Genomic DNA, 18,755 nt, shown 5'->3' with positions numbered 1-18,755 from the left:
TTGCCGGGTCCCGGACGTCGATCAATGTGCAGACGGCGTCGTCCGGACCGATTCACGCCCGTGGGCGACCGGGGGCCGACAGGACAGGGCCAGGGACAGGGTGGGGGACACCGAGCAATGCGAGCACTGCGAATACTGCTGATCGTGGCCGTGGTCCTCGGCGGCCTTTTCGTCGCCGCCGACCGGCTGGCGGTCAATCTGGCCGAGTCCGAGGCGGCCGACAGGATCAAAAGCAGTCAGGGCCTGGCGTCGACGCCGGAGGTGTCGATCGGCGGCTTCCCGTTCCTCACCCAGGTGATGGGCAAGGAGCTGGACGAGGTCGATGTGAGCCTCGCCGGCATAACGGCCACCGCGGGCGGCCGTGAGGTCAATGTCACCGAGGTGAAGGCCGAGCTGCGCGACGTGCGCGTCGACGGCAGCTTCTCGTCCGCGACCGCCGGCCGGGCCGACGGTTCGGCGCGTATCGCGTACGCGGATCTGACCAAGGCGGCCCCCAGGGGCGCCACGGTCGGCTACGCCGGTCCCGAGCGGGCCACGAAGGGGCAGGTCAAGGTGACAGGTCCGCTCACCGGGCTGCTGGAGGGGGCGGGCATACCGGTGTCCGGCACGGTGAAGGCGCTGCTCGGTGACCGGCAGGTCAGCACGTACAGCACGGTCAGCCTGAGCGACGGCGCCACGGTGCGGCTGAAGGCGGAGGAACTGCCCCGGCTGCCCCTGCCGGGCTTCGACGCGAAGCTGCGCGAGGCCGTGGACTACGACCTGAAGATCGACGGCCTGCCGTCGAGCATCACGCTGGACAAGGTGGGCGTGACGGACCAGGGGCTGCGGTTCTCGGGCACGGGCCGGGACGTGGCGCTGACGGGCTGAGTCCTCCCGTGACAGGGCGGCCGGTGGGCGCCGAGGGCTGGGCTCTCGGCGGGCTGAGAGCCTCCGCGCCAGTGGTGGCCGGTGGGCGCCGACCGGCTGCGATCTCCGGCCGGGAGGCGGCCTGGCGAGAGCAGTGGCCGCATCGTGAGACGGCTGTGTCCGGTGGGCAGGAGGGGACACGCGCTCGAGCCCGGGCCGGACGACGGGCGGCCCTGTTGGCCCGCCTCTCGTCCCGCATAGTGGACGATCGCGTCTCACCATACGACACGCCGGTGACACGGCCGCCGACTCGTCCCTACGATCGGTCCCATGAAGCAGCGACAGGCGGATCTCACGAAGCGGCGGGCAGTAGACCTGTGCCGCGTCGCCGCCATGCTCTGTCGCACTGTCTGAGCGGGTTCCCAGCCCCGTATCCCTCAGGCCCTTCGACCTCTGTCGGGGCCGCCCCGTGCTGATCGACGCGCCTCCCGCGTACCCGCACACCTCTCGCGCACAACCCCTCGCGCACCACCGCCGCACACTGCCCCGGAGGAGAAGAAGCATGAGCCGCAGCGACGTCCTGGTAGACGCCGACTGGGTCGAGGCCCACATCGACGACCCGAAGGTCGTCATCGTCGAGGTCGACGAGGACACCTCGGCGTACGACAAGAACCACATCCGCAACGCGATCCGCATCGACTGGACCAAGGATCTTCAGGACCCGGTCCGCCGTGACTTCATCGACCAGGAGGGCTTCGAGAAGCTCCTGTCGGCGAAGGGCATCGCGAACGACTCCACCGTCGTCCTCTACGGCGGCAACAACAACTGGTTCGCTTCCTACGCCTTCTGGTACTTCAAGCTGTACGGCCACAGCGACGTCCGCCTTCTCGACGGCGGCCGCAAGAAGTGGGAGCTCGACTCCCGCGACCTGGTGGCCGAGCTTCCGTCCCGCCCGGCCACCGAGTACAAGGCCAAGCCCCAGGACAGCTCGATCCGTGCCTTCCGCGACGACGTCGTGGCCGCGATCGGCGCCCAGAACCTGGTCGACGTGCGCTCGCCCGACGAGTTCAGCGGCAAGCTGCTCGCCCCGGCGCACCTTCCGCAGGAGCAGTCGCAGCGTCCCGGCCACGTGCCGAGCGCCCGCAACATCCCCTGGTCGAAGAACGCCAACGACGACGGCACCTTCAAGTCGGACGAGGAGCTCCGCGAGCTCTACGCCGAGGAGCAGGTCGACCTGGCGAAGGACACCATCGCGTACTGCCGTATCGGTGAGCGTTCCGCGCTGACCTGGTTCGTGCTGCACGAGCTGCTCGGTGTCGAGAACGTCAAGAACTACGACGGTTCCTGGACCGAGTACGGCTCCCTCGTCGGCGTGCCGATCGAGCTCGGCGCCAACAAGTAATCCCGGGCCCCGACCCCCCGACCATAAGGACGTAAAGACATGTGTGGAGCGAAGGCCGGCGGCCCCGACGCCTCGACGATCAAGCCCGGCGAGACCACGATCCAGGGCCATGTGACCCGCGACGGCGAGCCGGTGACCGGCTACGTGCGTCTGCTGGACTCAACTGGCGAGTTCACCGCCGAGGTCCCGACCTCGGCGACGGGACAGTTCCGTTTCTACGCGGCCGAGGGCACGTGGACCGTGCGCGCCCTGGTCCCCGGCGCGACGGCGGACCGTACGGTCGTCGCGCAGACGGGCGGTCTCTCCGAGGTCGCGATCGCCCTCTGATCGCCGACTGACCGGCCGAAGGGCCGCACCTCCTGGGGGTTGGACGCTTACCGGGAACGAGGTGCGGCCCTTCGGTCGTACGCTGAAGACATGTACACGCGACGGCGTCGCAACTATCTGTTGATGATGGGTGGATGCCTCGTCCTGTTCGTCTCCGCCTGGGCCGTCGTGCGGCTGTGGTCGGTGCCCGTGGCCGTCGGCATGTGCCTCGTCGCCATGGTCATCCCACCGATCGCGGCGATGGTCGCCAACCGGCGGGGCCCGGACGACCGCTGGTGGGACGACCCGTCCGGGGACCCGAAGTCGGACGAGTGGTGGGACGAACTGGACGGCAAGCGCAGGCCGCCTCAGTAGACCAGCGCCTGCACGTCGTCCTGCACGCTCTCGCTGACGAACACCTGCGCGCCCGCGATCCGTACGCCCTCCAGGACGTCCTTCTCCGTGATCTCGCGCCGGGCCGCGCACTGCGTGCACAAGGTGATGCGCCCGCCCGCGAGGATCGACTCGAGCAGGTCGGGAAGCGGCGCGGCATGCGGCAGCTCGAACTCCGCCGCGCGCCCGGGCAGCGCGAACCACGAGGACTCCCCGGTCAGCCAGAGCGAGACGTCCACCCCGCTGGCGACGGCGACGGCCGCCACGGTGAAGGCCTGGGAGCAGCGTTCGGGTGCGTCGGCACCTGCGGTCACCTTGATCACGAGCTTCTTCGCCATGTGCCGAACTGTAATGCGGCAGCGGGCAACGTCATGCGTCACTCACGTGTCAGGTACGTGCGCGGGTAACGGAATCCGTGCTTCATGTCTCGTGGGGGGACTCTTTTGGAATCCACGGAAACCGCGGCCGGCGCCGATCAGCAGGCCGCCGCGTCGGCATGCCCGGAAGGGGCCGCCGCCGGTGCCGCAGGCCCGGAGACGGCAGCCGCTGCGCTGCCCGGCCCGGAGACGGCAGCCGCGGCGCCCGGCCCGGTCCAAGAGCGGCCACCGTCGCGTGGGCGGGCCGGCCGCACGGTCGGCTTGATCGCGGCAGCCGCCGTGCTCGGGCTCGTCGCAGGCACGGCCGTCGGCTACGGCGTCCAGGCCGACTGCGAACCGACACCGCTGCCGGCGCTCAACCAGCCCGATCTCGCCTACCCGGCGAAGCCGCTGCCGGCGGGTGAATCCCCGGCACGGGCGGCCGCCGTCGTGGACCTGCGGGCCGAGGCGGACGGGGATCTGCGCAAGTTGCTTCTGCCGAGGCCTTCGGGGGCGCGGAAGGCCGAGTTCCTCGACGACGAGGGCTGGCTCGACACAGCCGGTTACGCGAGCGAGTTCAAGCAGGAGGGCCGTGCACTGGAGTTCATGCTGGAGAACCGGATCCGTCGGGTCGCCATCACGTCCTGGGAATCCGGCGAGCATCGGCAGGTCCATATCCAACTCGTGCAGTTCCGCTCCAGCGGCACCATCGGCGCCGCGGTCCACACCGAGGACGCGCAGGAGTGGCTCTCCGACCCCGACTACGCGGACGACGACGGCGACGTCCTGCCGGGCAGCGGCAATGGCCGCTACTACCTGTTCCCGGTCGAAAGGGAACCCGGGTATCTGGACTTCTACGAGGCCAGAGCCGTCTTCTACCGCGGCGACGTGATGGCCGAGGTCAGCATCTGGGACGCGAAGAAGATCAGCAAGAAGGACATCCGTTCGCTGGCCGAGCGGCAGCTGGAGCGCCTGTGAACGAGAACACCACCACCGTCAGCGGCCCCGACGGCCCGCACGCCGGGGCGGACGTGTTCGCCGCGACCGTTCCGCAAGCCGAACCGAAGCCGGTCGGCCCCGGGAGGCGCCGTCGGCTGCTGACCGTCGTCCTGCCATCCGTACTCATCCTGGGCCTCATCGGCGGAGGAATCACCTACACGGGGATCACCGTCGCCGGGGCCGACCGCAGCGCCCCCACCGTCGCCTGGGAGGCCCCGGACCCCGACGCGGCCGGCGAGGATCCGGCGCTCGGCGCCGCGCGTGGCAGGGCCTCGACACCGCTCAGCAAACTGCTGCTGCCGGTGCCCCGGGGCTTCCGGCTCGGCCCGGACATCCAGTCGTACGGGAACGACGGCGAGCTCGGTGAGCACGAGGCGGTCGCGCTGCTGAAGGAGGAGGCGCAGGGGCGCGGGCTCTCCGGCAAGAAGGGCCGCGACTACCGCAAGAGCATAGACAAGCTGGGCATCCAGGGCATCGCCGTGCGCTCCTTCGCCTCCGAGGACAACGATCTCGTGGTGGAGGTGCGGGTCGTCCGGATGAAGAACAAGCGGCGGCTCGCCGACATGCACGACCTGAGCGCGGAGGTCTTCGAGTTCCTGGAGTTCCCCATGGGGCCGAAGATCAAGGACCACAAGAAGTCCTCCTGCTTCCTGATGCCCAAGGCACCGGACGAGGACCGGGAAAGCGACAAGGAGGAGAACCTGGACGGCATGTTCTGCTCGGCCTACGACTCCGAGCTGCTGGTGAACGTCTCCGCCGTGGGCGCGAGGCCCTTCGACAAGGCCGCGGTCGCCGACCTGGTCAAGGATCAGCTGGACCACATCGAATCCCCGGGGGAGTACATATGACCGAGCAGACCGACGCTCCGGCCCGCACTCCGGACACGGCTCCGGACACGGCTCCGGACGCTGCACCGGCCCCTGCCCCGGGGCCCGGAACAGAGCCGGCCCCGGCTCTCCCTCCGGTACCGGCGGACGGGCCGGCACCGGAGGCGGCGGGGCCGCGGCCGCACAGCCGGGCTCTGCGGGCCGCCCTGCGCTGGACCGCTGCGGCAGCCGTCTGCGGCGGCGTGGCCGTCGGCACCGCGCTCGCGATCACCTCGATGGAGCGCACCGATGTGCCCGGACTGGCGACCGAGCACGACGGACGATGGACGTACCCCGAGCTGAGCCTCCCGGCGCTGCCGGCCGGCTCGCCACGGCCCTACACCGAGGGCAACGAGGCCGAGATCCACCACGCCGACCTGCGGCAGCTGCTGCTTCCGGCGCCCGAGGGGGCAACGGTCGACAAGAAGGCAGACGGGGTGTGGATGGACCCGGACGCGTTCGTGGAGCTCTACGAGAAGGACGAGCGGGCCGACATCAGGCAGGCTCTGACCGACTCCGCCCTGCGGCGCATCGCCACCCGCGCCTGGACCATGCCGGACGGCACCAGGACCCGCATCCATCTGCTGCAGTTCACCTCGGGCGCCTACTCACAGGGGTTCGTGTACGACAGCCTGCGTCCGGGAGCCGGTGGCGGGCCCTTGCAGGTGGGCGTGGGCGTGGGACGGATCGACAGCAAGGTCCTGGATGCCGCTGAGGTGGAGTTCACCGGGGTGCAGGCGTATGAGGAGATCGCGCCGTACGGGCCTGAGCAGACCAGCTGGACGTACATCACCGCCGGGGACACGCTCGCGCTGATCACCCAGACCCGTGACAAGGCGGTGCTCGGCGTCCCTTACCAGCAAACTGTCATCCTGCAGAACCAGCTCCTCGGCTGACGCGGACCTCACAGAACGGGCCCGGCCCGGGCCTACTAAGCTGGGGTCCGGCCCGTTCTGCCTTCACCGCTCATTCGAGGAGCACTCCGTGATCGTTTTCTTCGAAGCCCTGCTGGTCCTGGTCTGCGTCGGCGTCCTCGCCTTCACCGGTCTGGCTGTGAAGAAGCTGTACCAGGGCCAGCGCTGAACGCCCGTACCGTCACCGACCGACAGAGCTGCTCATGATCGAGATCCCTTCCGACCTCAACCCCGACCTCGTCCCCCTCGCCTTCCTCCTCGGCACATGGGAGGGTGCGGGCGTATCGGACTTCCCCGGCGCCGAGAAGTGCAACTTCGGCCAGTCCGTGACCTTCAGTCATGACGGCCGGGACTTCATCGAGTACGCCTCGCACTCCTGGGTTCTGGACGCCGAGGGCAACAAGGTCAAGCCGCTGGAGAGCGAGAGCGGCTACTGGCGCATCGACAAGGAGCGCAAGGTCGAGGTCGTGATGGTCCGCGACCAGGGCATCGTGGAGGTCTGGTACGGCGAGCTCGCCGACCAGAAGCCGCAGATCGACCTGGTGACGGACGCCGTCGCGCGCACCGCCGCCTCAGGCCCGTACAGCGGAGGCAAGCGGCTCTACGGCTATGTGAAGAGCGACCTGATGTGGGTGGGCGAGAAGTCCACCCCCGAGGTTCCGCTGCGGCCGTACATGTCGGCGCACCTGAAGAAGGTCGTCACCCCGGAGCAGGTCGAGTCCTGGGCCAAGGACCTCGGCGACCTGCCCGACGACGGCATCGCGTTCTTCAAGTAAGCCTGGGGCCGGCCGGCGTGCCGCTGCCTACACTGGGGGCTGTGGTGAGCACCGACTGGAAGAGCGATCTGCGGCAGCGCGGCTACCGGCTGACTCCGCAGCGCCAGCTTGTCCTGGAGGCCGTGGACGCCCTTGAGCACGCCACCCCGGACGACATCCTCGGCGAGGTGCGCAAGACCGCGTCCGGGGTGAACATCTCCACGGTCTACCGGACCCTGGAGCTGCTGGAGGAGCTGGGGCTCGTCTCGCACGCCCATCTCGGCCACGGCGCCCCCACCTATCACCTCGCGGATCGCCACCACCATCTGCATCTGGTGTGCCGGGACTGCACACAGGTGATCGAGGCGGACGTCGAGGTGGCCGCGGACTTCACCGACAAGCTCCGCCGGACGTTCGGCTTCGACACGGACATGAAGCACTTCGCGATCTTCGGACGGTGCGAGGACTGCACCGCGAAGGCGAACGCCGAGGCGGACGACGCGGCGCAGGCCAAGCCGTAACACGGTGGCGCAGGGACCAGGCGCAGGACCGTGCGCAGGGCGGCCCAGGACGGGGCCGAGCAGGGCAAAGGCGTCCGGCAGGACGCAGGGACCAGGCGTCCTGCCGGACGCCCGCTACCGGGTCGTAGTCTTGCTTATATGAAGAGCCCTCTCCTGTCCCAGCCCGGCGCGGTCCCCGCCGAAGGGCGCGACGAAGGGGTCGCCGCGCACTACGGCGACCTGTTCCGTGAGCAGCGCGCACTCGCCGACGGCAAGGGTCTCGTCGACCTCTCGCACCGTGGCGTCGTCACCGTCACCGGGGACGACCGGCTGAGCTGGCTGCATCTGCTGCTCACCCAGCATGTGAGCGAGCTGCCCGCGGGCCAGGCCACCGAGGCGCTGATCCTCTCCGCGCACGGCCACATCGAGCACGCCCTGTACCTCGTCGACGACGGCGAGACGGTGTGGGCACACGTCGAGCCGGGCAGTCAGGAGGCGCTGATCGCCTACCTGGAGTCGATGAAGTTCTTCTACCGGGTCGAGGTCGCCGACCGCACCGACGAGTTCGCCGTCGTGCACCTGCCGGCCGGTTCGATCGCCGAGGTCCCGGACGGCGTGGTCGTGCGGGAGACGGCGTACGGCCGCGATCTGTTCCTGCCGCGCGCCGACCTGGAGGCGTACGCGGCGCAGAACGGCCCGCTCGCCGGGATCCTCGCCCACGAGGCGCTGCGGATCGAGCAGCACCGGCCGCGGGTCGGGTTCGAGACCGACCACCGCACCATCCCGCACGAGCTGGGCTGGATCGGCAGCGCGGTCCATCTGCAGAAGGGCTGCTACCGCGGCCAGGAGACCGTCGCGCGCGTCCACAACCTGGGGAAGCCGCCGCGCCGGCTGGTCTTCCTGCACCTGGACGGCAGCGAGGTGCACCTGCCCCCTCCCGGCACCCCGGTGCGGCTCGCCGCGGACGGAGCCGAGGGACGCCAGCTCGGCTTCGTCACCACGTCCGGTCGCCACCACGAGCTGGGGCCGATCGCGCTCGCGCTGGTGAAGCGGAACGTGCCGGTGGACGCGGAGCTGATGGCCGGCGACACGGCTGCCGCCCAGGAGACGGTCGTCGAGCCGTAGGCCGAGGTGCCGAGGGGCTGTTCAGATCTCGACGATGATCGTGAACGGGCCGTTGTTCGTCAGCGAGACCCGCATCTGCGCACCGAACCGGCCCGTCTCCACGTGCGCCCCCAGCTGCCGCAGCTGGGCGATCACCTCGTCCACCAGCGGCTCGGCGACGGGACCGGGCGCCGCCGCGTTCCAGGTGGGGCGGCGGCCCTTGCGGGCGTCCCCATAGAGGGTGAACTGTGAGATCACCAGGAGCGGCGCCCCCGTGTCCGAACAGGACTTCTCGCCCTCCAGCAGGCGTACGGACCAGAGCTTGCGGGCCAGTTGGGCCGCCTTCTCCCTCGTGTCCTCGTGGGTGACCCCCACCAGCACACACAGCCCCTCGCCGACGATCTCGCCGACCGTCTCCGGTCCCGACTCACCCGGCACGACGACGCTCGCGCCGTCCACCCTCTGCACCACTGCACGCATGCGGAGAAAACTACCTGGCCGCCATTCGGGGCCGAACAGGTGCAGACCGCCTGCGACCGGATGTATCGGAGTGGCACGATGCACCCAGGCGGTGCATCCCCAGGCCCTCCGGGCCCTGAAAGGCCGATGCACCGGTCGCGAGGGGACGGACAAACGCACATGAGCACATCTGGCGCCGGGCGGTCGCTCGGCCCCGTATCGGTTTCCGTGCCGGTCTCCGTGGCGGGTCCGCGGGCAGGGTCGGCCACGGATCCCGCCCCGGCCGCACGGCCACCCCAGCAACGATCCCGCGCCGAGGTGCCCGAGCTGCCCGACCATCCCCGGCACGATCTCGGCGCACTGCGGCTCCCCGAACTGCGCGCCCTGCGCAGGGACTCGCAGCGCGACGAGGCCGACCTGAGCTATGTGCGGCGGCTGGTGCAGGGCCGGATCGACATCCTGCGGGCCGAGCTGGAGCGCCGTGCCGACCCGGAGGCACCGGTGGTCGACCGGCTGTCGGAGATCCTTGCCGACGCCCCGTCGCGGCGCGGCTCGTCCGCCCGCCACCTGACGCTCTCGACGCCGCAAGGGGAGGAGTACCGCCGCCTGGCCTCCGACATGCTCGACGAGGTCGGCCTGTCCGACCTCGACGCCCGTACGGACGACGAACTGCATGCCGCGATGGGGCGGCTGCTCGCCTACGAACACCAGGTCTCGCGCCGCCGGCAGCAGCTCCAGCGGACCGCGGACGACTGCAGTGCAGAGATCACCCGCAGGTACCGGGAGGGCGAGGCGCAGGTCGACGATCTGCTCACCTGACGGGGAGGCAGCGGGGCCGGGGGCCGCCGGGCCGGCACGGCGTGGTCAGCCGCGACGAGCGGTGGTGGCAGGTCAATACGGGGCAGGCGGTGACCTCGGCGTTCCCGTGGACGGAGCCGTTCTATGTGGTGCACCGGTCGGCCTCGGGCGAGGTCGAGGGACTGCTATGTACGCGGCGGACGACAAGTGGGGCGACGGGAAGCAGCCGTTGAACACGGCCGCCGTGCGGGACCTGATCGCGGTGACGCCCGCCGCGGAGCGGGCGCTGTGGCACTTCCTGTGCTCGGCGGACTGCATCACCACCGTGCGGTCGGGGTATCGCGCTCCCGACGACCTGCTTCCTGATCTGCTGCCCGACCCGCGGGCGGCCCGGGTGGACTTCCTCCGGGTGCGGGTCCTGGACGTCGCCCGGGCGCTTCAGGTGCGGACGTACATGGTGTCGGCGTCCCTGATGCTGGAGGTCATCGACGCCGCCGGTCTCGCGGGCGGCCGTTTCGCCCTGAACGTGTCACCGGAGGGGGCGGCCTGTGCGCCGTCCGCGGCGGAGCCGGATCTGACGCTGGAGGTACGGGAGCTGGGTGCGCTGTACCTGGGGGACGCGTCGGCGGTGCGGCTGGCGGCGCTGGGCCGCGTGGAGGAGAACCGGCCGGGGGCGGTGGCGCTGGCGGAGTCGGTGTTCCGCACGGCGCGGCGGCCCTGGTGCCCGGACGTCTTCTGAGGGGTGGGCGGGGTCGGGGGCGCCGCGTGTGTCACCGGCGGGTCTCCGGCTCGGCGGTCACTGACCGGGGCCGGTCAGCAGCAGTACGAGGATGATCGAGCCGATGGCGGTGCAGGTCGCGTTCCTGGCCTTCACCCCGATGGTCAGCAGGGCCAGGCCCACCACGCCCATGGCGCCGAACTGCCATTGGATCAGCTGCTCGAAGCCGAGGGCGAAGACGGCGAGTACAAGGGCGAGCAGAGGCATGGGGGTCCCCTCCTTCACGATGGCGGGGAGCGCCGGTGCCCGCACGCCGTCGTACCTGCTGGGCGCCCCGTATGAGTCGGTCAAGAAGTCAAGTCGCAGACAAATCCGTCTGGTTGACCTGATTGTTGTCTTCCCTGTGTCGAGTGACCGGTAAACTTGTATGAGTATTTGATCGCCGACTTGACCGGAAAGGTGCGGTCAAGTGCAAGGTGGCCGGATGGTGTCGAACAGGGCGCTGTGATCTGTCCGATCTGACAAGGCAATTACGCACCGCGTTCGTCGGGTTGTACGGTGGTTGTGTGGCGGTACAGGGATCTGCAGGCGAAGACAGCACCAAGTACGAGTACGTCGCAGGCAAGTTGCGGGACGGCATCCTGGACGGTGTGTACGGAGTCGGAAAACTGCTGCCACCGCAGCGGGAGTTGATGGAGGAGTTCGACGTCTCCCGCGCGACCGTGACCAAGGCCCTGCATGTACTGCGCCAGGAAGGCCTGATCGCATCGCGGCAGGGGAGCGGGGCCCGCGTCCTGATCCCCGGCGGTCGGTTGCCGCGCACGTCGGAGCCCGCGTCGCCGCACATCGAGCCCCATCAGGCCCTGGAGACTCTTCAGCCCCACCTCCAGGCCGCCTTCGAGGCGGATGTCATCACCATGGATGTCTTCTCTCTGACGTCGGAGACGATGAACCGCCAGCTGGGCGCCCAGATCACCCGGATTCATGACGGCGAAATCCGGCCACAGAGCATCTCCCTGCGTCTGATGGTGCCGGACCCGGGCATCAAGCTCGCCTTCCCGGCGTCGCTGGACGACCCCGACGACGACCGGCCCCGCCGGCGTCACCGCGACACCCTGATCCGGTGCTCCGAGTCGCTGAAGGACGAATTGCGTACTCTCAGGCGACAGCGGCTGGTGCCCCAGGTCTCGGTCCGGATCAGGACCGTCGCCCTGACACCGATCAGCAAGATGTACCTGCTGAACAAGGACCTGCTCCTCGAGGGCTACTACACCCTGGAAGGAACGGATCCGCAGACCGCCGAGGGCGAGGAGCCGGAGGGCACAACCCTGAACTCGCTCGGCCTCGGTGCCACGCTCTTTCCGTACTCCAAGCCCGACCAGGCACTGAAGGTGGAGACAGCGCAAGCGTTCTTCGACTCCTACTGGGACCTCCTGGCCCGAGATGCGGACTTTGGCGACTGATCGTGTTGCTCACCTCCACCCCCTCCCCCGCCACGCGGCTGCGGGAGCTCTTCTCCCGTGCCCGGCTCGTCCTGCTGGACTTTGACGGACCGGTGTGCGACCTCTTCGCGGAGCGCAGCGCCGCCGAGATCGCCCGCCGGCTGTGCGAGCGCATCGGCCCCGACGGGCTGCGCCTTGCGGGCCTCGACCCGGGTGTCACCGACCCCCTCGAAGTGCTGCTGAGCACGCACCGCGCCGACCCCGGTGATGCGTCCGGCCTGGTCCTCGCCGTGCGCAAGCTGCTGGCCGAGGAGGAGACCCTGGCCGCCGCGACCGCCGTTCCCACGTCCGGGGCCGTGCCGCTCATGGAGAGCATGTCCAGGGGCGGCAAGCTGCTGGGCGTCGCGTCCAACAACTGCGCGCCCGCCATCCGTGCCCATCTCGGCCTGCACGGTCTGCTCGCGTACTTCACGGATCCGGCCCGTCCGGGCGACGGTCACCGTATCGTCGGCCGGCCCGAAGACCCCGACCTGATGAAGCCCCATCCGTACGCGCTGGAGCTGCTGCTCAAGGCGACTGGGACGGCCCCGGGTGACGGTGTGATGATCGGCGACTCGCCCAACGACGCGCTGGCGGCCGGCGAGGCGGGCGTGCGGTTCATCGGCGTCCACCCGGTCGCCGCCAAGCGCGACGCGCTGCGCGCCGCGGGTGCCGAGTACCTCGTCGCGTCCATGCACGAACTCGTGGCGGCCGCTGCCTGACGGCCGCCGCCGTCCGGCGGCCGACCTGACGAGCATTCAACTTTCCTCTTGCGCAGGTGGTTTGAGGCCACAGCTACTCTTGGGTATGAAGGTGATCGGCGGCCGGCGCGGCCCGCCCGTTGGTGCCTTCGGCCTCGAGAGCGCAGGACCCGCATGCCCGATGTAGCCCGTAGTGCCTCCGGACGTGTCGTGGACAGCTGGGAGTCGCTGTACCGAGCAGCCGGCGAGGGCACCCCTCTGGCCGGTTACTACCACCGCAACTACTGCGTGGAGCTGCCGTATCCCCTGGCGCGCTCTCTCGCGCTGCCCTCGGGCACGACCGTCAAGGTGCGGGCGCCGCTCACCGGCGCCGGGCAGTTCAACCTGCGGATCTGGCCCGAGGAGGAGCTGCTCGTGGCGATCGAGGGGTGGGTGCAGGGCAGCCCCCGCGTCCTCGCCGACCGGCCCGGTTTCACCGTGCACTCGTTCGCCGAGGGGGTGGCGCTGTCCGAGCGGCTGGCCCGGGGCGGGCGGCTGGACCGTGCGTACATCGACGCGCTCGGCGAGTTGTTCCGCCAGACGACCGCCGTGCCCGTACGGCTGCTGCCGCCCTGCCCCGAGGGCTGGCCGGCCGACGGCGACTGTCCCGGCTTCCTGCGGGCACTGATCGACTTCACCCGGAGCGAGGTGAAGGGGCGGCACGGCAGGGACTTCGGGCCGCTCTTCGACGAGCTGAAGGTGCCGGACGACGCTTTCGAGCGGCTCGCGCAGCGTGCCGACTCGCTCGGCAGTCGCCCCTTCGCGCTGCTCCACACCGACATCCACGGCGGAAACCTCATCGTCGGCGCGAACGGCGGCCTCTCGCTGATCGACTGGGAGCTCGCGCTGTTCGGGGACCCGGTGTACGAGATCGCCTCCCACCTGGCCCGTATGCGCTACGCCACGCGCGCGGAACGGAAGGCGGCGCTGCACGCCTGGGGCGCGGCCCTCGCCCGCAGCCGTCCCGACGCGCTGCCGGGGCATCGGCGGGCGCTGCGCATCTATCTGGACTTCGAACGGCTGCAGTCGGTCTACATCGACGTCATCCGGCTGACGCAGGGCTTCGCCCGCTGCCCGGACCGCGCCGGCCGGGAACGGGCCGCCGCGGGGATCGAGACGGTGCTGCGGGCGGCGCGCGGGCCGCTCGGGGCGCGCCGGACACCGCACCGGCGGCGTATAGAGGAGGCCCTGACACGCGCGGCGCCCCCGGTCCGGGGTGGCGGCCTCGGGGGGTGACGTGCCGGTCCGAGTGGCGCGGAGGCCCGCCCGTCAGGGGCGGGGTGATGTACTGGACGGGGCCCGCGGTGCCGGCCGGGGGCGCGCGGGTGTGAAGGAGAGGCGGCGGCATGAGCGGCGGGACGGGACTCCGCGAGCGCAAGAAGCGGCAGACGCACCGGGCGATCTCCGAGGCCGCCATCGCCCTCTTCCTGGAGAAGGGCTTCGACGCCGTGTCCGTGGCCGAGGTCGCGGCCGCCGCCGACGTGTCCAAGCCGACGCTGTTTCGCTACTTCCCCGCCAAGGAGGACCTTGCGCTGCACCGGTTCGCCGACCATGAGGACGAGGCCGCCCGGGTCGTCGTGGCCGCCCGCGCGGAAGGAGTTCCGCCGCTCGAGGCTCTGCACCGCCACTTCCTCGACGGCCTGGAGCGGCGCGACCCGGTGACGGGGCTGAACGGCGAGGCCGGCGTGCTCGCCTTCCACCGGCTGCTGTACGGGACGCCGAGTCTGGTGGCCCGGCTGTACGCGTACCAGGGCAGGTCGGAGCAGGCGCTCGCCGACGCACTGGGCGCGGCGGGTCCGGCCGGTCTCGCGGCACGGCTCGCGGCCGGGCAGGTCGTCGCCGTGCAGCGGATCCTGGCGGAGGAGAACTGGCGGCGGATCGCGGCGGGGGAGAGCGCGGACGAGGTCGCTCCGGATGCCGTGGCGGCCGCGGATCTGGCGTTCGCCCAGCTACGGAATGGCTTCCCGGGTTAAAAACGTTACCCAGTTGCGTTATTCTTACAGGAATGACGCCCCTCGACCCTGCCCGCGATCAGGAAGCCGCCCGCACCCCCGACCACGCCCGCACCTCTGCCCTGGCCCATGCCCTCGACCGTGAGCGGGCCTTCCACGACCGCTGCCGGGCCGCGATGGCCGCCATGGCCGACGACGCCGGCCACCGTGTCGCCATCGGCGCCGACGTATCGGCCTCCGGTGCGGACGCCGAAGCCCTCGGCTACGAACTGCGCAGCCATGCCAAGGAGTTGCGTGAGGAGCCTGCCGGCCCACTGTTCTTCGGGCGTATCGATCTCGAGGACGGCCGGCACCACCACATCGGGCGCCGCCGTATCAGCGAGCACCCCGCCGCCGCGCCCCTCGTCATCGACTGGCGCGCCCCCGTCGCGCGCACCTTCTACCAGGCGAGCGCCCGTGAGCCGCAGGGCGTCGCCGTACGCCGCCGCTTCGGCTGGGCGCCGTACAGCACGGGCGACGCGGTCGACCTGACGGGCCTGGAGGACGAGCACCTCGGCGACGGGGGCGGGCCGGCCGGGGCCGAGGTGCCCGGCGCGGGCAGCGCCATCGTCGCCGGCGAGATCGAACGGCCCCGCGTGGGGCCCATGCGCGACATCGCCGCCACCATCCAGCCCGAGCAGGACGACCTCGTGCGCGCGCCGCTCGCCGACACCGTGTGCGTGCAGGGCGCGCCCGGCACCGGCAAGACCGCCGTCGGGCTGCACCGGGCGGCGTACCTCCTCTACACCCACCCGCGGCGGATCAGCCGCGGCGGCCTGCTGATCCTCGGCCCCAACCGCACGTTCCTGTCCTACATCTCCGAGGTGCTGCCCGCTCTCGGCGAGATCGGCATCAGGCAGGCGACCGTCCAGGACGAGATCGCGCGCCACGAGGTGCGGGCCGAGGACACACCGGCCGCCGCGGCCGTCAAGCACGACATCCGCATGGCCGCCGTGCTGCACCGCGCCCTGTACGGGCGGGTCGGGCCGCCCGCCGAGCCGCTCGCCGTGCCCGACGGCTCCTACCGCTGGCGCGTGCCGCTCGACGAACTGGAGCGGATCGTCGCCGAGGTGCGCGAGGAGGCCGCGCCGTACGCCATCGGCCGCGAACGGGTGCGCAGCCGAGCCGTACGGGCCGTGCAGCTCCAGGCCGAGCGGCGGGCCGGGCCGATGACTGACACCTGGGTGCAGCGGCTCGGCAGATCCCGGGCCGTCACGGCGTTCTTGGACGGCGTCTGGCCGAAGGTGCGGCCGGAGGAGGTGCTTGCCGCGCTGTACACCGGTCCGTGCGACCCTCTGCTGACGCAGGCCGAGCAGGAGGCGATCCGGTGGGCGAGGCCGCCGCGTTCGTACCGCTCGGCGGCATGGTCGGCCGCCGATCTCGTCCTCCTCGACGAACTCGCCGGACTCCTCGAACGCCCCGACGGCTACGGGCACATCGTCATCGACGAGGCACAGGACCTGTCCCCCATGCAGTGCCGTGCCATCGCCCGCCGGGCCCGCTTCGGCTCGCTCACCGTGCTCGGCGACCTGGCTCAGGGCACGACGCCGTGGGCCGCCCGCGACTGGGCCGGCCAGCTCGCCCACCTGGGCAAGGAAGGCGCCTCGGTGGTCGCGCTCACCACCGGCTACCGTGTCCCGGCCGCCATTGTGGACCTCGCCAACCGGCTGGCCGGTGCGCTCGGCGTGGACGTGCCGGTGGCGCGTTCGCTGCGCCACGACGGCGAGCTGACGGTCCGCGCGGTCGACGACATCACGGCGGCGACCGTCGAGGCGGTGCGAGCGGCGCTCGAGTGCGAGGGGTCCGTCGGCGTCATCGCGGCGGAGGGCTTTCCGACCCGGTCCTTGCGCGCCGCGCTCCTTCCGTTGCTGGACGGCGAGGCCCGGGAGCGGGTGGCGGTGCTGCCCGCCACGCTCGCGAAGGGCCTTGAGTACGACCACGTGGTGGTCGCCGAACCGGCGGCGATCGCGGCCGCGGAGGAGCGTGGACTGCACCGGCTGTACGTGGTGCTCACACGGGCGGTCTCGCGGCTCGACATCCTGCACACGCGTCCGCTGCCGCCGCAGATGGCGGACGGCGCGTGAGCGTCACCGACTCCCGCGGACCCGCCCGGGTACCCTCGCGACCAGTCTGACCGGCATGAACTTCCTTCAGCTGAACGGCATGTCGACGGCTGCGACGACCAGGGCCCGCCGGACGGCCTGCCCGTCGTCCTCGTCCACTGCCCCCCGTTCAACCGCGGCATGCGTGACCTCCAGGCCGACGCGCTCGGCCGCGGGGGACCGGGCCGTCACCACGGACCTGCGCGGCCACGGCACGAGCGAGGTCGTGCCCGGCACGACGCCGTTCTCCGCCTTCGCGCAGGACACCGCCGCGCCGCTGCACCGGCTCGGCGTCGAGGGGGCGGTGATCGGCGGCCTGTCGATGGGCGGGCGACGCACGAGCTGCTGCCCAGCGCGACGCTCGCGGTCGTCGACCGGGCGGTCCACATGCCCGACCTGGTAGGTCCGGCGGACTTCAACGCCGCGGTGGGCGAGTTCCTCGGGCGCCTCGCACAATGAACGCGCGGGCACCCGCCCCTCGCGCCACCCGGTGGGGCCGGAGATTGAGCCGAGCAGCGGAACGGACCGGCAGGCGCATCAGGAGGGCCACGGGATTTCCGCGTACAGGAGGCGTCAGGCCAGGCTCAGGGTGATCCACGGCACGCTGTCGCCCGGCAGCAGGTACCGCTCGACCTCGACGAATCCGTGCTTCAGCGCGAACCGCAGCCCGTCGGCGTTGGACTCCAGGACGACGGTCTCGATCCTGTCCGCGCCGAGCTCCCGCGCCCGCGCACGCCCCCGCGCGTAGAGCTCCCCGCCGAATCCCTGCCTCCGGTGGTCGGCGAGCACCCGGGCGATGACGGTGGCCACCGGCGCGTCTCTGGTGGGCGGCCGCACCGTCGAGCAGCCCACGAGCATGTCCCCGAGGTACGCGACCTCCAGGTGGTAGCGCTCGGAGCGCTCGCGTATCTGGCCGAGTGACAGGACGGCGGTCGGGATGATCACGTTGTGGACGTACTGCCAGTCCCGCAGCCGGGCGTCGCCGTGCGCCTGCTCGACGCGGAGTTCAGTCATCGCAGCAGAAAATCGGGTGCATGACGGCGTGTCAACCGCGGCCCGGCGCGCTTTGCGCGGCTGCCCGCCTCGATCCTCAGCCGGCCGCAGGCCGCACCGTCGCTGATGCCGGTCCCTGCGCAGAACCGCCGGCCTCGACCCATCCCAGCTCGAACGACAGATGCGGGGACCGCGAGCGCAGGAACCCGGTCGCGTCGAAGGTCTCCCCCGCTGCAGCGACCTCTGGCCTCGTGACCTGTCCCGCGGGGATTTGTCGGACAACGATGCCCCGAGCGAAGGAGTTCGTCGGCGTCACGCCCGGAAAGGATCCGGGTCAACCTCCGCACCACGACCCTGCGCCGACACGTCGAACCACAGCGTGGGCGTGCCGCCGGATGCTTACCGGCGCACTTTCCGCCGCGCACGCTCCGCTGGCGTCGGCTGACGTGTCCTGCGGGAGGCTGTCCGGGCGCAGGAGGTCGGAGGCAGTGGCGCGGAACACTATTGCAAGCAGTTGCTTGCAATTGTTAGCACTCGTGGGGCACCATCGAGACATGGCATCGCTCAACGTCGGCAATCTCGGTGACTACCTGCGCGAGCAGCGGCGTAACGCGCAGCTCTCGTTGCGGCAGCTCGCCGACGCCGCCGGGGTGTCCAATCCGTATCTCAGCCAGATCGAGCGCGGCCTGCGCAAGCCGAGCGCGGAAGTGCTCCAGCAGGTCGCCAAGGCCCTGCGGATCTCCGCCGAGACCCTGTATGTCCGCGCGGGAATCCTCGACGAGCAGGAGCGGGACGAGCTGGAGACGCGTGCCGTCATCCTGGCCGACCCCTCGATCAACGAGCGGCAGAAGCAGGTGCTGCTGCAGATCTACGAGTCCTTCCGCAAGGAGAACGGGCTCGACAGCGTGAACGGATCCACCGGCGCCGACGGATCCGTGAGCACCTTCGAGGACACCACCGCTGACGGCCCCCGCACGGCCGGCGCGGGCGATGCCGATGAAAAGACCGAGTGAGACGTACCGATCTGCGTTC

The 18,755-nt window shown here is 70.9% G+C and carries 23 protein-coding genes and 1 pseudogene; 19 read left to right on the top strand and 5 right to left on the bottom strand.

Annotation, left to right across the window (positions count from 1 at the left end):
- The first annotated feature begins 117 nt into the window (after nucleotides 1–117).
- From J7E88_RS05965 to J7E88_RS05950, 5 genes are all read left to right on the top strand, one after another.
- Complete coding sequence (locus J7E88_RS05965) at nucleotides 118–867, top strand: DUF2993 domain-containing protein (protein WP_215178077.1); 750 nt, start codon at nucleotides 118–120, stop codon at nucleotides 865–867.
- A gap of 309 nt (nucleotides 868–1,176) precedes the next feature.
- Nucleotides 1,177–1,260, top strand: a complete 84-nt coding sequence (locus J7E88_RS37325) for a putative leader peptide (RefSeq protein WP_355648638.1) — start codon at nucleotides 1,177–1,179, stop codon at nucleotides 1,258–1,260.
- Nucleotides 1,261–1,408: 148 nt separating this feature from the next.
- On the top strand, nucleotides 1,409–2,248 hold the full coding sequence (locus tag J7E88_RS05960) for a sulfurtransferase (protein WP_215178075.1): 840 nt from the start codon (nucleotides 1,409–1,411) through the stop codon (nucleotides 2,246–2,248).
- 39 nt (nucleotides 2,249–2,287) lie between these two features.
- A complete protein-coding gene (locus tag J7E88_RS05955; protein ID WP_215178073.1) occupies nucleotides 2,288–2,575 on the top strand; it encodes a DUF1416 domain-containing protein in 288 nt (95 codons plus the stop codon).
- Between the two features lie 39 nt (nucleotides 2,576–2,614).
- Entirely contained in the window at nucleotides 2,615–2,929 is a 315-nt protein-coding gene (locus J7E88_RS05950; RefSeq protein ID WP_215178071.1) for a DUF3099 domain-containing protein, read from the top strand.
- Here the strand turns inward: J7E88_RS05950 and J7E88_RS05945 are convergent.
- Nucleotides 2,923–3,285 (bottom strand): DsrE family protein, encoded by a 363-nt coding sequence (locus J7E88_RS05945; RefSeq protein WP_215178069.1) that lies wholly within the window; start codon nucleotides 3,283–3,285, stop codon nucleotides 2,923–2,925. The two genes, J7E88_RS05950 and J7E88_RS05945, sit on opposite strands and share 7 nt — an antisense overlap.
- Before the next feature lie 105 nt (nucleotides 3,286–3,390).
- Between J7E88_RS05945 and J7E88_RS05940 the strand changes: the two genes are divergently transcribed.
- From J7E88_RS05940 to J7E88_RS05915, 6 genes are all read left to right on the top strand, one after another.
- Nucleotides 3,391–4,281 carry a hypothetical protein gene (locus J7E88_RS05940; RefSeq protein WP_251022191.1) on the top strand — a complete coding sequence of 297 codons (891 nt, stop codon included), beginning with the start codon at nucleotides 3,391–3,393 and terminating at the stop codon, nucleotides 4,279–4,281.
- The gene (locus J7E88_RS05935) at nucleotides 4,278–5,150 is read left to right on the top strand and encodes a hypothetical protein (RefSeq protein WP_308307322.1); all 873 of its coding nucleotides are present in this window, start codon (nucleotides 4,278–4,280) and stop codon (nucleotides 5,148–5,150) included. Before J7E88_RS05940 ends, J7E88_RS05935 begins: the two co-directional genes overlap by 4 nt.
- Nucleotides 5,147–6,064 carry a hypothetical protein gene (locus J7E88_RS05930; RefSeq protein WP_215178067.1) on the top strand — a complete coding sequence of 306 codons (918 nt, stop codon included), beginning with the start codon at nucleotides 5,147–5,149 and terminating at the stop codon, nucleotides 6,062–6,064. The genes J7E88_RS05935 and J7E88_RS05930 overlap by 4 nt, the downstream gene beginning before the upstream one ends.
- Nucleotides 6,065–6,285: 221 nt before the next feature.
- A complete protein-coding gene (locus J7E88_RS05925) occupies nucleotides 6,286–6,858 on the top strand; it encodes an FABP family protein (RefSeq protein WP_215178066.1) in 573 nt (190 codons plus the stop codon).
- A 41-nt stretch (nucleotides 6,859–6,899) separates the two neighbouring features.
- Complete coding sequence (locus J7E88_RS05920) at nucleotides 6,900–7,358, top strand: Fur family transcriptional regulator (protein ID WP_215178065.1); 459 nt, start codon at nucleotides 6,900–6,902, stop codon at nucleotides 7,356–7,358.
- Nucleotides 7,359–7,496: 138 nt separating this feature from the next.
- Nucleotides 7,497–8,462: a folate-binding protein YgfZ gene (locus J7E88_RS05915; RefSeq protein ID WP_215178064.1), complete on the top strand. Its 966-nt coding sequence runs from the start codon at nucleotides 7,497–7,499 to the stop codon at nucleotides 8,460–8,462.
- A 21-nt stretch (nucleotides 8,463–8,483) separates the two neighbouring features.
- On the opposite strand, the gene dtd is transcribed toward J7E88_RS05915, so the two are convergent.
- Complete coding sequence (dtd, locus tag J7E88_RS05910) at nucleotides 8,484–8,921, bottom strand: D-aminoacyl-tRNA deacylase (RefSeq protein WP_215178062.1); 438 nt, start codon at nucleotides 8,919–8,921, stop codon at nucleotides 8,484–8,486.
- Between the two features lie 159 nt (nucleotides 8,922–9,080).
- Between dtd and J7E88_RS35585 the strand changes: the two genes are divergently transcribed.
- Both J7E88_RS35585 and J7E88_RS35580 read left to right on the top strand, forming a co-directional pair.
- Complete coding sequence (locus J7E88_RS35585) at nucleotides 9,081–9,719, top strand: AmfC protein (RefSeq protein WP_251022190.1); 639 nt, start codon at nucleotides 9,081–9,083, stop codon at nucleotides 9,717–9,719.
- Nucleotides 9,611–10,437, top strand: a pseudogene (locus J7E88_RS35580) (sterol carrier protein domain-containing protein); the annotation flags it as partial. The gene J7E88_RS35585 and the pseudogene J7E88_RS35580, both read left to right, overlap by 109 nt.
- A 57-nt stretch (nucleotides 10,438–10,494) precedes the next feature.
- Here the strand turns inward: J7E88_RS35580 and J7E88_RS05900 are convergent.
- Nucleotides 10,495–10,683 carry a hypothetical protein gene (locus tag J7E88_RS05900; RefSeq protein WP_215178054.1) on the bottom strand — a complete coding sequence of 63 codons (189 nt, stop codon included), beginning with the start codon at nucleotides 10,681–10,683 and terminating at the stop codon, nucleotides 10,495–10,497.
- Nucleotides 10,684–10,982: 299 nt separating this feature from the next.
- Here J7E88_RS05900 and J7E88_RS05895 point away from each other — a divergent pair, with 299 nt between their 5' ends.
- From J7E88_RS05895 to J7E88_RS05875, 5 genes are all read left to right on the top strand, one after another.
- Nucleotides 10,983–11,879 carry a winged helix-turn-helix domain-containing protein gene (locus J7E88_RS05895; RefSeq protein WP_215178052.1) on the top strand — a complete coding sequence of 299 codons (897 nt, stop codon included), beginning with the start codon at nucleotides 10,983–10,985 and terminating at the stop codon, nucleotides 11,877–11,879.
- Between the two features lie 5 nt (nucleotides 11,880–11,884).
- Nucleotides 11,885–12,619, top strand: coding sequence for an HAD family hydrolase (locus tag J7E88_RS05890; protein ID WP_215178050.1), 735 nt, complete (start codon nucleotides 11,885–11,887; stop codon nucleotides 12,617–12,619).
- Nucleotides 12,620–12,772: 153 nt separating this feature from the next.
- Nucleotides 12,773–13,873, top strand: coding sequence for an aminoglycoside phosphotransferase family protein (locus J7E88_RS05885; protein ID WP_215178048.1), 1,101 nt, complete (start codon nucleotides 12,773–12,775; stop codon nucleotides 13,871–13,873).
- 110 nt (nucleotides 13,874–13,983) lie between these two features.
- On the top strand, nucleotides 13,984–14,610 hold the full coding sequence (locus tag J7E88_RS05880; protein WP_215178047.1) for a TetR family transcriptional regulator: 627 nt from the start codon (nucleotides 13,984–13,986) through the stop codon (nucleotides 14,608–14,610).
- A gap of 32 nt (nucleotides 14,611–14,642) precedes the next feature.
- Entirely contained in the window at nucleotides 14,643–16,712 is a 2,070-nt protein-coding gene (locus tag J7E88_RS05875; RefSeq protein WP_215178046.1) for an AAA family ATPase, read from the top strand.
- Nucleotides 16,713–16,778: 66 nt separating this feature from the next.
- Here J7E88_RS05875 and J7E88_RS05870 read toward each other — a convergent pair whose 3' ends face one another.
- Together J7E88_RS05870 and J7E88_RS05865 are read right to left on the bottom strand one after the other, a co-directional pair.
- Nucleotides 16,779–17,201 carry a hypothetical protein gene (locus tag J7E88_RS05870; protein WP_215178045.1) on the bottom strand — a complete coding sequence of 141 codons (423 nt, stop codon included), beginning with the start codon at nucleotides 17,199–17,201 and terminating at the stop codon, nucleotides 16,779–16,781.
- A gap of 102 nt (nucleotides 17,202–17,303) precedes the next feature.
- Complete coding sequence (locus J7E88_RS05865) at nucleotides 17,304–17,744, bottom strand: GNAT family N-acetyltransferase (RefSeq protein WP_215178043.1); 441 nt, start codon at nucleotides 17,742–17,744, stop codon at nucleotides 17,304–17,306.
- Between the two features lie 533 nt (nucleotides 17,745–18,277).
- Between J7E88_RS05865 and J7E88_RS05860 the strand changes: the two genes are divergently transcribed.
- Nucleotides 18,278–18,736, top strand: a complete 459-nt coding sequence (locus tag J7E88_RS05860) for a helix-turn-helix domain-containing protein (RefSeq protein WP_215178041.1) — start codon at nucleotides 18,278–18,280, stop codon at nucleotides 18,734–18,736.
- The last annotated feature ends 19 nt before the right edge of the window (nucleotides 18,737–18,755 follow it).

This window comes from Streptomyces sp. ISL-10 (assembly GCF_018614575.1).
Classification (GTDB): domain Bacteria; phylum Actinomycetota; class Actinomycetes; order Streptomycetales; family Streptomycetaceae; genus Streptomyces.
This window is presented reverse-complemented; position numbering and strand designations above follow the sequence as displayed.

Bases quoted from the DNA above. Each gene is read 5' to 3' on its own strand.
- J7E88_RS05900 (WP_215178054.1), bottom strand. From the start codon at position 10,683: ATGCCTCTGCTCGCCCTTGTACTCGCCGTCTTCGCCCTCGGCTTCGAG.
- J7E88_RS05930 (WP_215178067.1), top strand. From the start codon at position 5,147: ATGACCGAGCAGACCGACGCTCCGGCCCGCACTCCGGACACGGCTCCG.
- J7E88_RS05965 (WP_215178077.1), top strand. From the start codon at position 118: ATGCGAGCACTGCGAATACTGCTGATCGTGGCCGTGGTCCTCGGCGGC.
- J7E88_RS05875 (WP_215178046.1), top strand. From the start codon at position 14,643: ATGACGCCCCTCGACCCTGCCCGCGATCAGGAAGCCGCCCGCACCCCC.
- J7E88_RS05915 (WP_215178064.1), top strand. From the start codon at position 7,497: ATGAAGAGCCCTCTCCTGTCCCAGCCCGGCGCGGTCCCCGCCGAAGGG.
- J7E88_RS05960 (WP_215178075.1), top strand. From the start codon at position 1,409: ATGAGCCGCAGCGACGTCCTGGTAGACGCCGACTGGGTCGAGGCCCAC.
- J7E88_RS05865 (WP_215178043.1), bottom strand. From the start codon at position 17,744: ATGACTGAACTCCGCGTCGAGCAGGCGCACGGCGACGCCCGGCTGCGG.
- J7E88_RS05925 (WP_215178066.1), top strand. From the start codon at position 6,286: ATGATCGAGATCCCTTCCGACCTCAACCCCGACCTCGTCCCCCTCGCC.
- J7E88_RS05860 (WP_215178041.1), top strand. From the start codon at position 18,278: ATGGCATCGCTCAACGTCGGCAATCTCGGTGACTACCTGCGCGAGCAG.
- J7E88_RS35585 (WP_251022190.1), top strand. From the start codon at position 9,081: ATGAGCACATCTGGCGCCGGGCGGTCGCTCGGCCCCGTATCGGTTTCC.
- dtd (WP_215178062.1), bottom strand. From the start codon at position 8,921: ATGCGTGCAGTGGTGCAGAGGGTGGACGGCGCGAGCGTCGTCGTGCCG.
- J7E88_RS05955 (WP_215178073.1), top strand. From the start codon at position 2,288: ATGTGTGGAGCGAAGGCCGGCGGCCCCGACGCCTCGACGATCAAGCCC.
- J7E88_RS05880 (WP_215178047.1), top strand. From the start codon at position 13,984: ATGAGCGGCGGGACGGGACTCCGCGAGCGCAAGAAGCGGCAGACGCAC.
- J7E88_RS05885 (WP_215178048.1), top strand. From the start codon at position 12,773: ATGCCCGATGTAGCCCGTAGTGCCTCCGGACGTGTCGTGGACAGCTGG.
- J7E88_RS37325 (WP_355648638.1), top strand. From the start codon at position 1,177: ATGAAGCAGCGACAGGCGGATCTCACGAAGCGGCGGGCAGTAGACCTG.
- J7E88_RS05945 (WP_215178069.1), bottom strand. From the start codon at position 3,285: ATGGCGAAGAAGCTCGTGATCAAGGTGACCGCAGGTGCCGACGCACCC.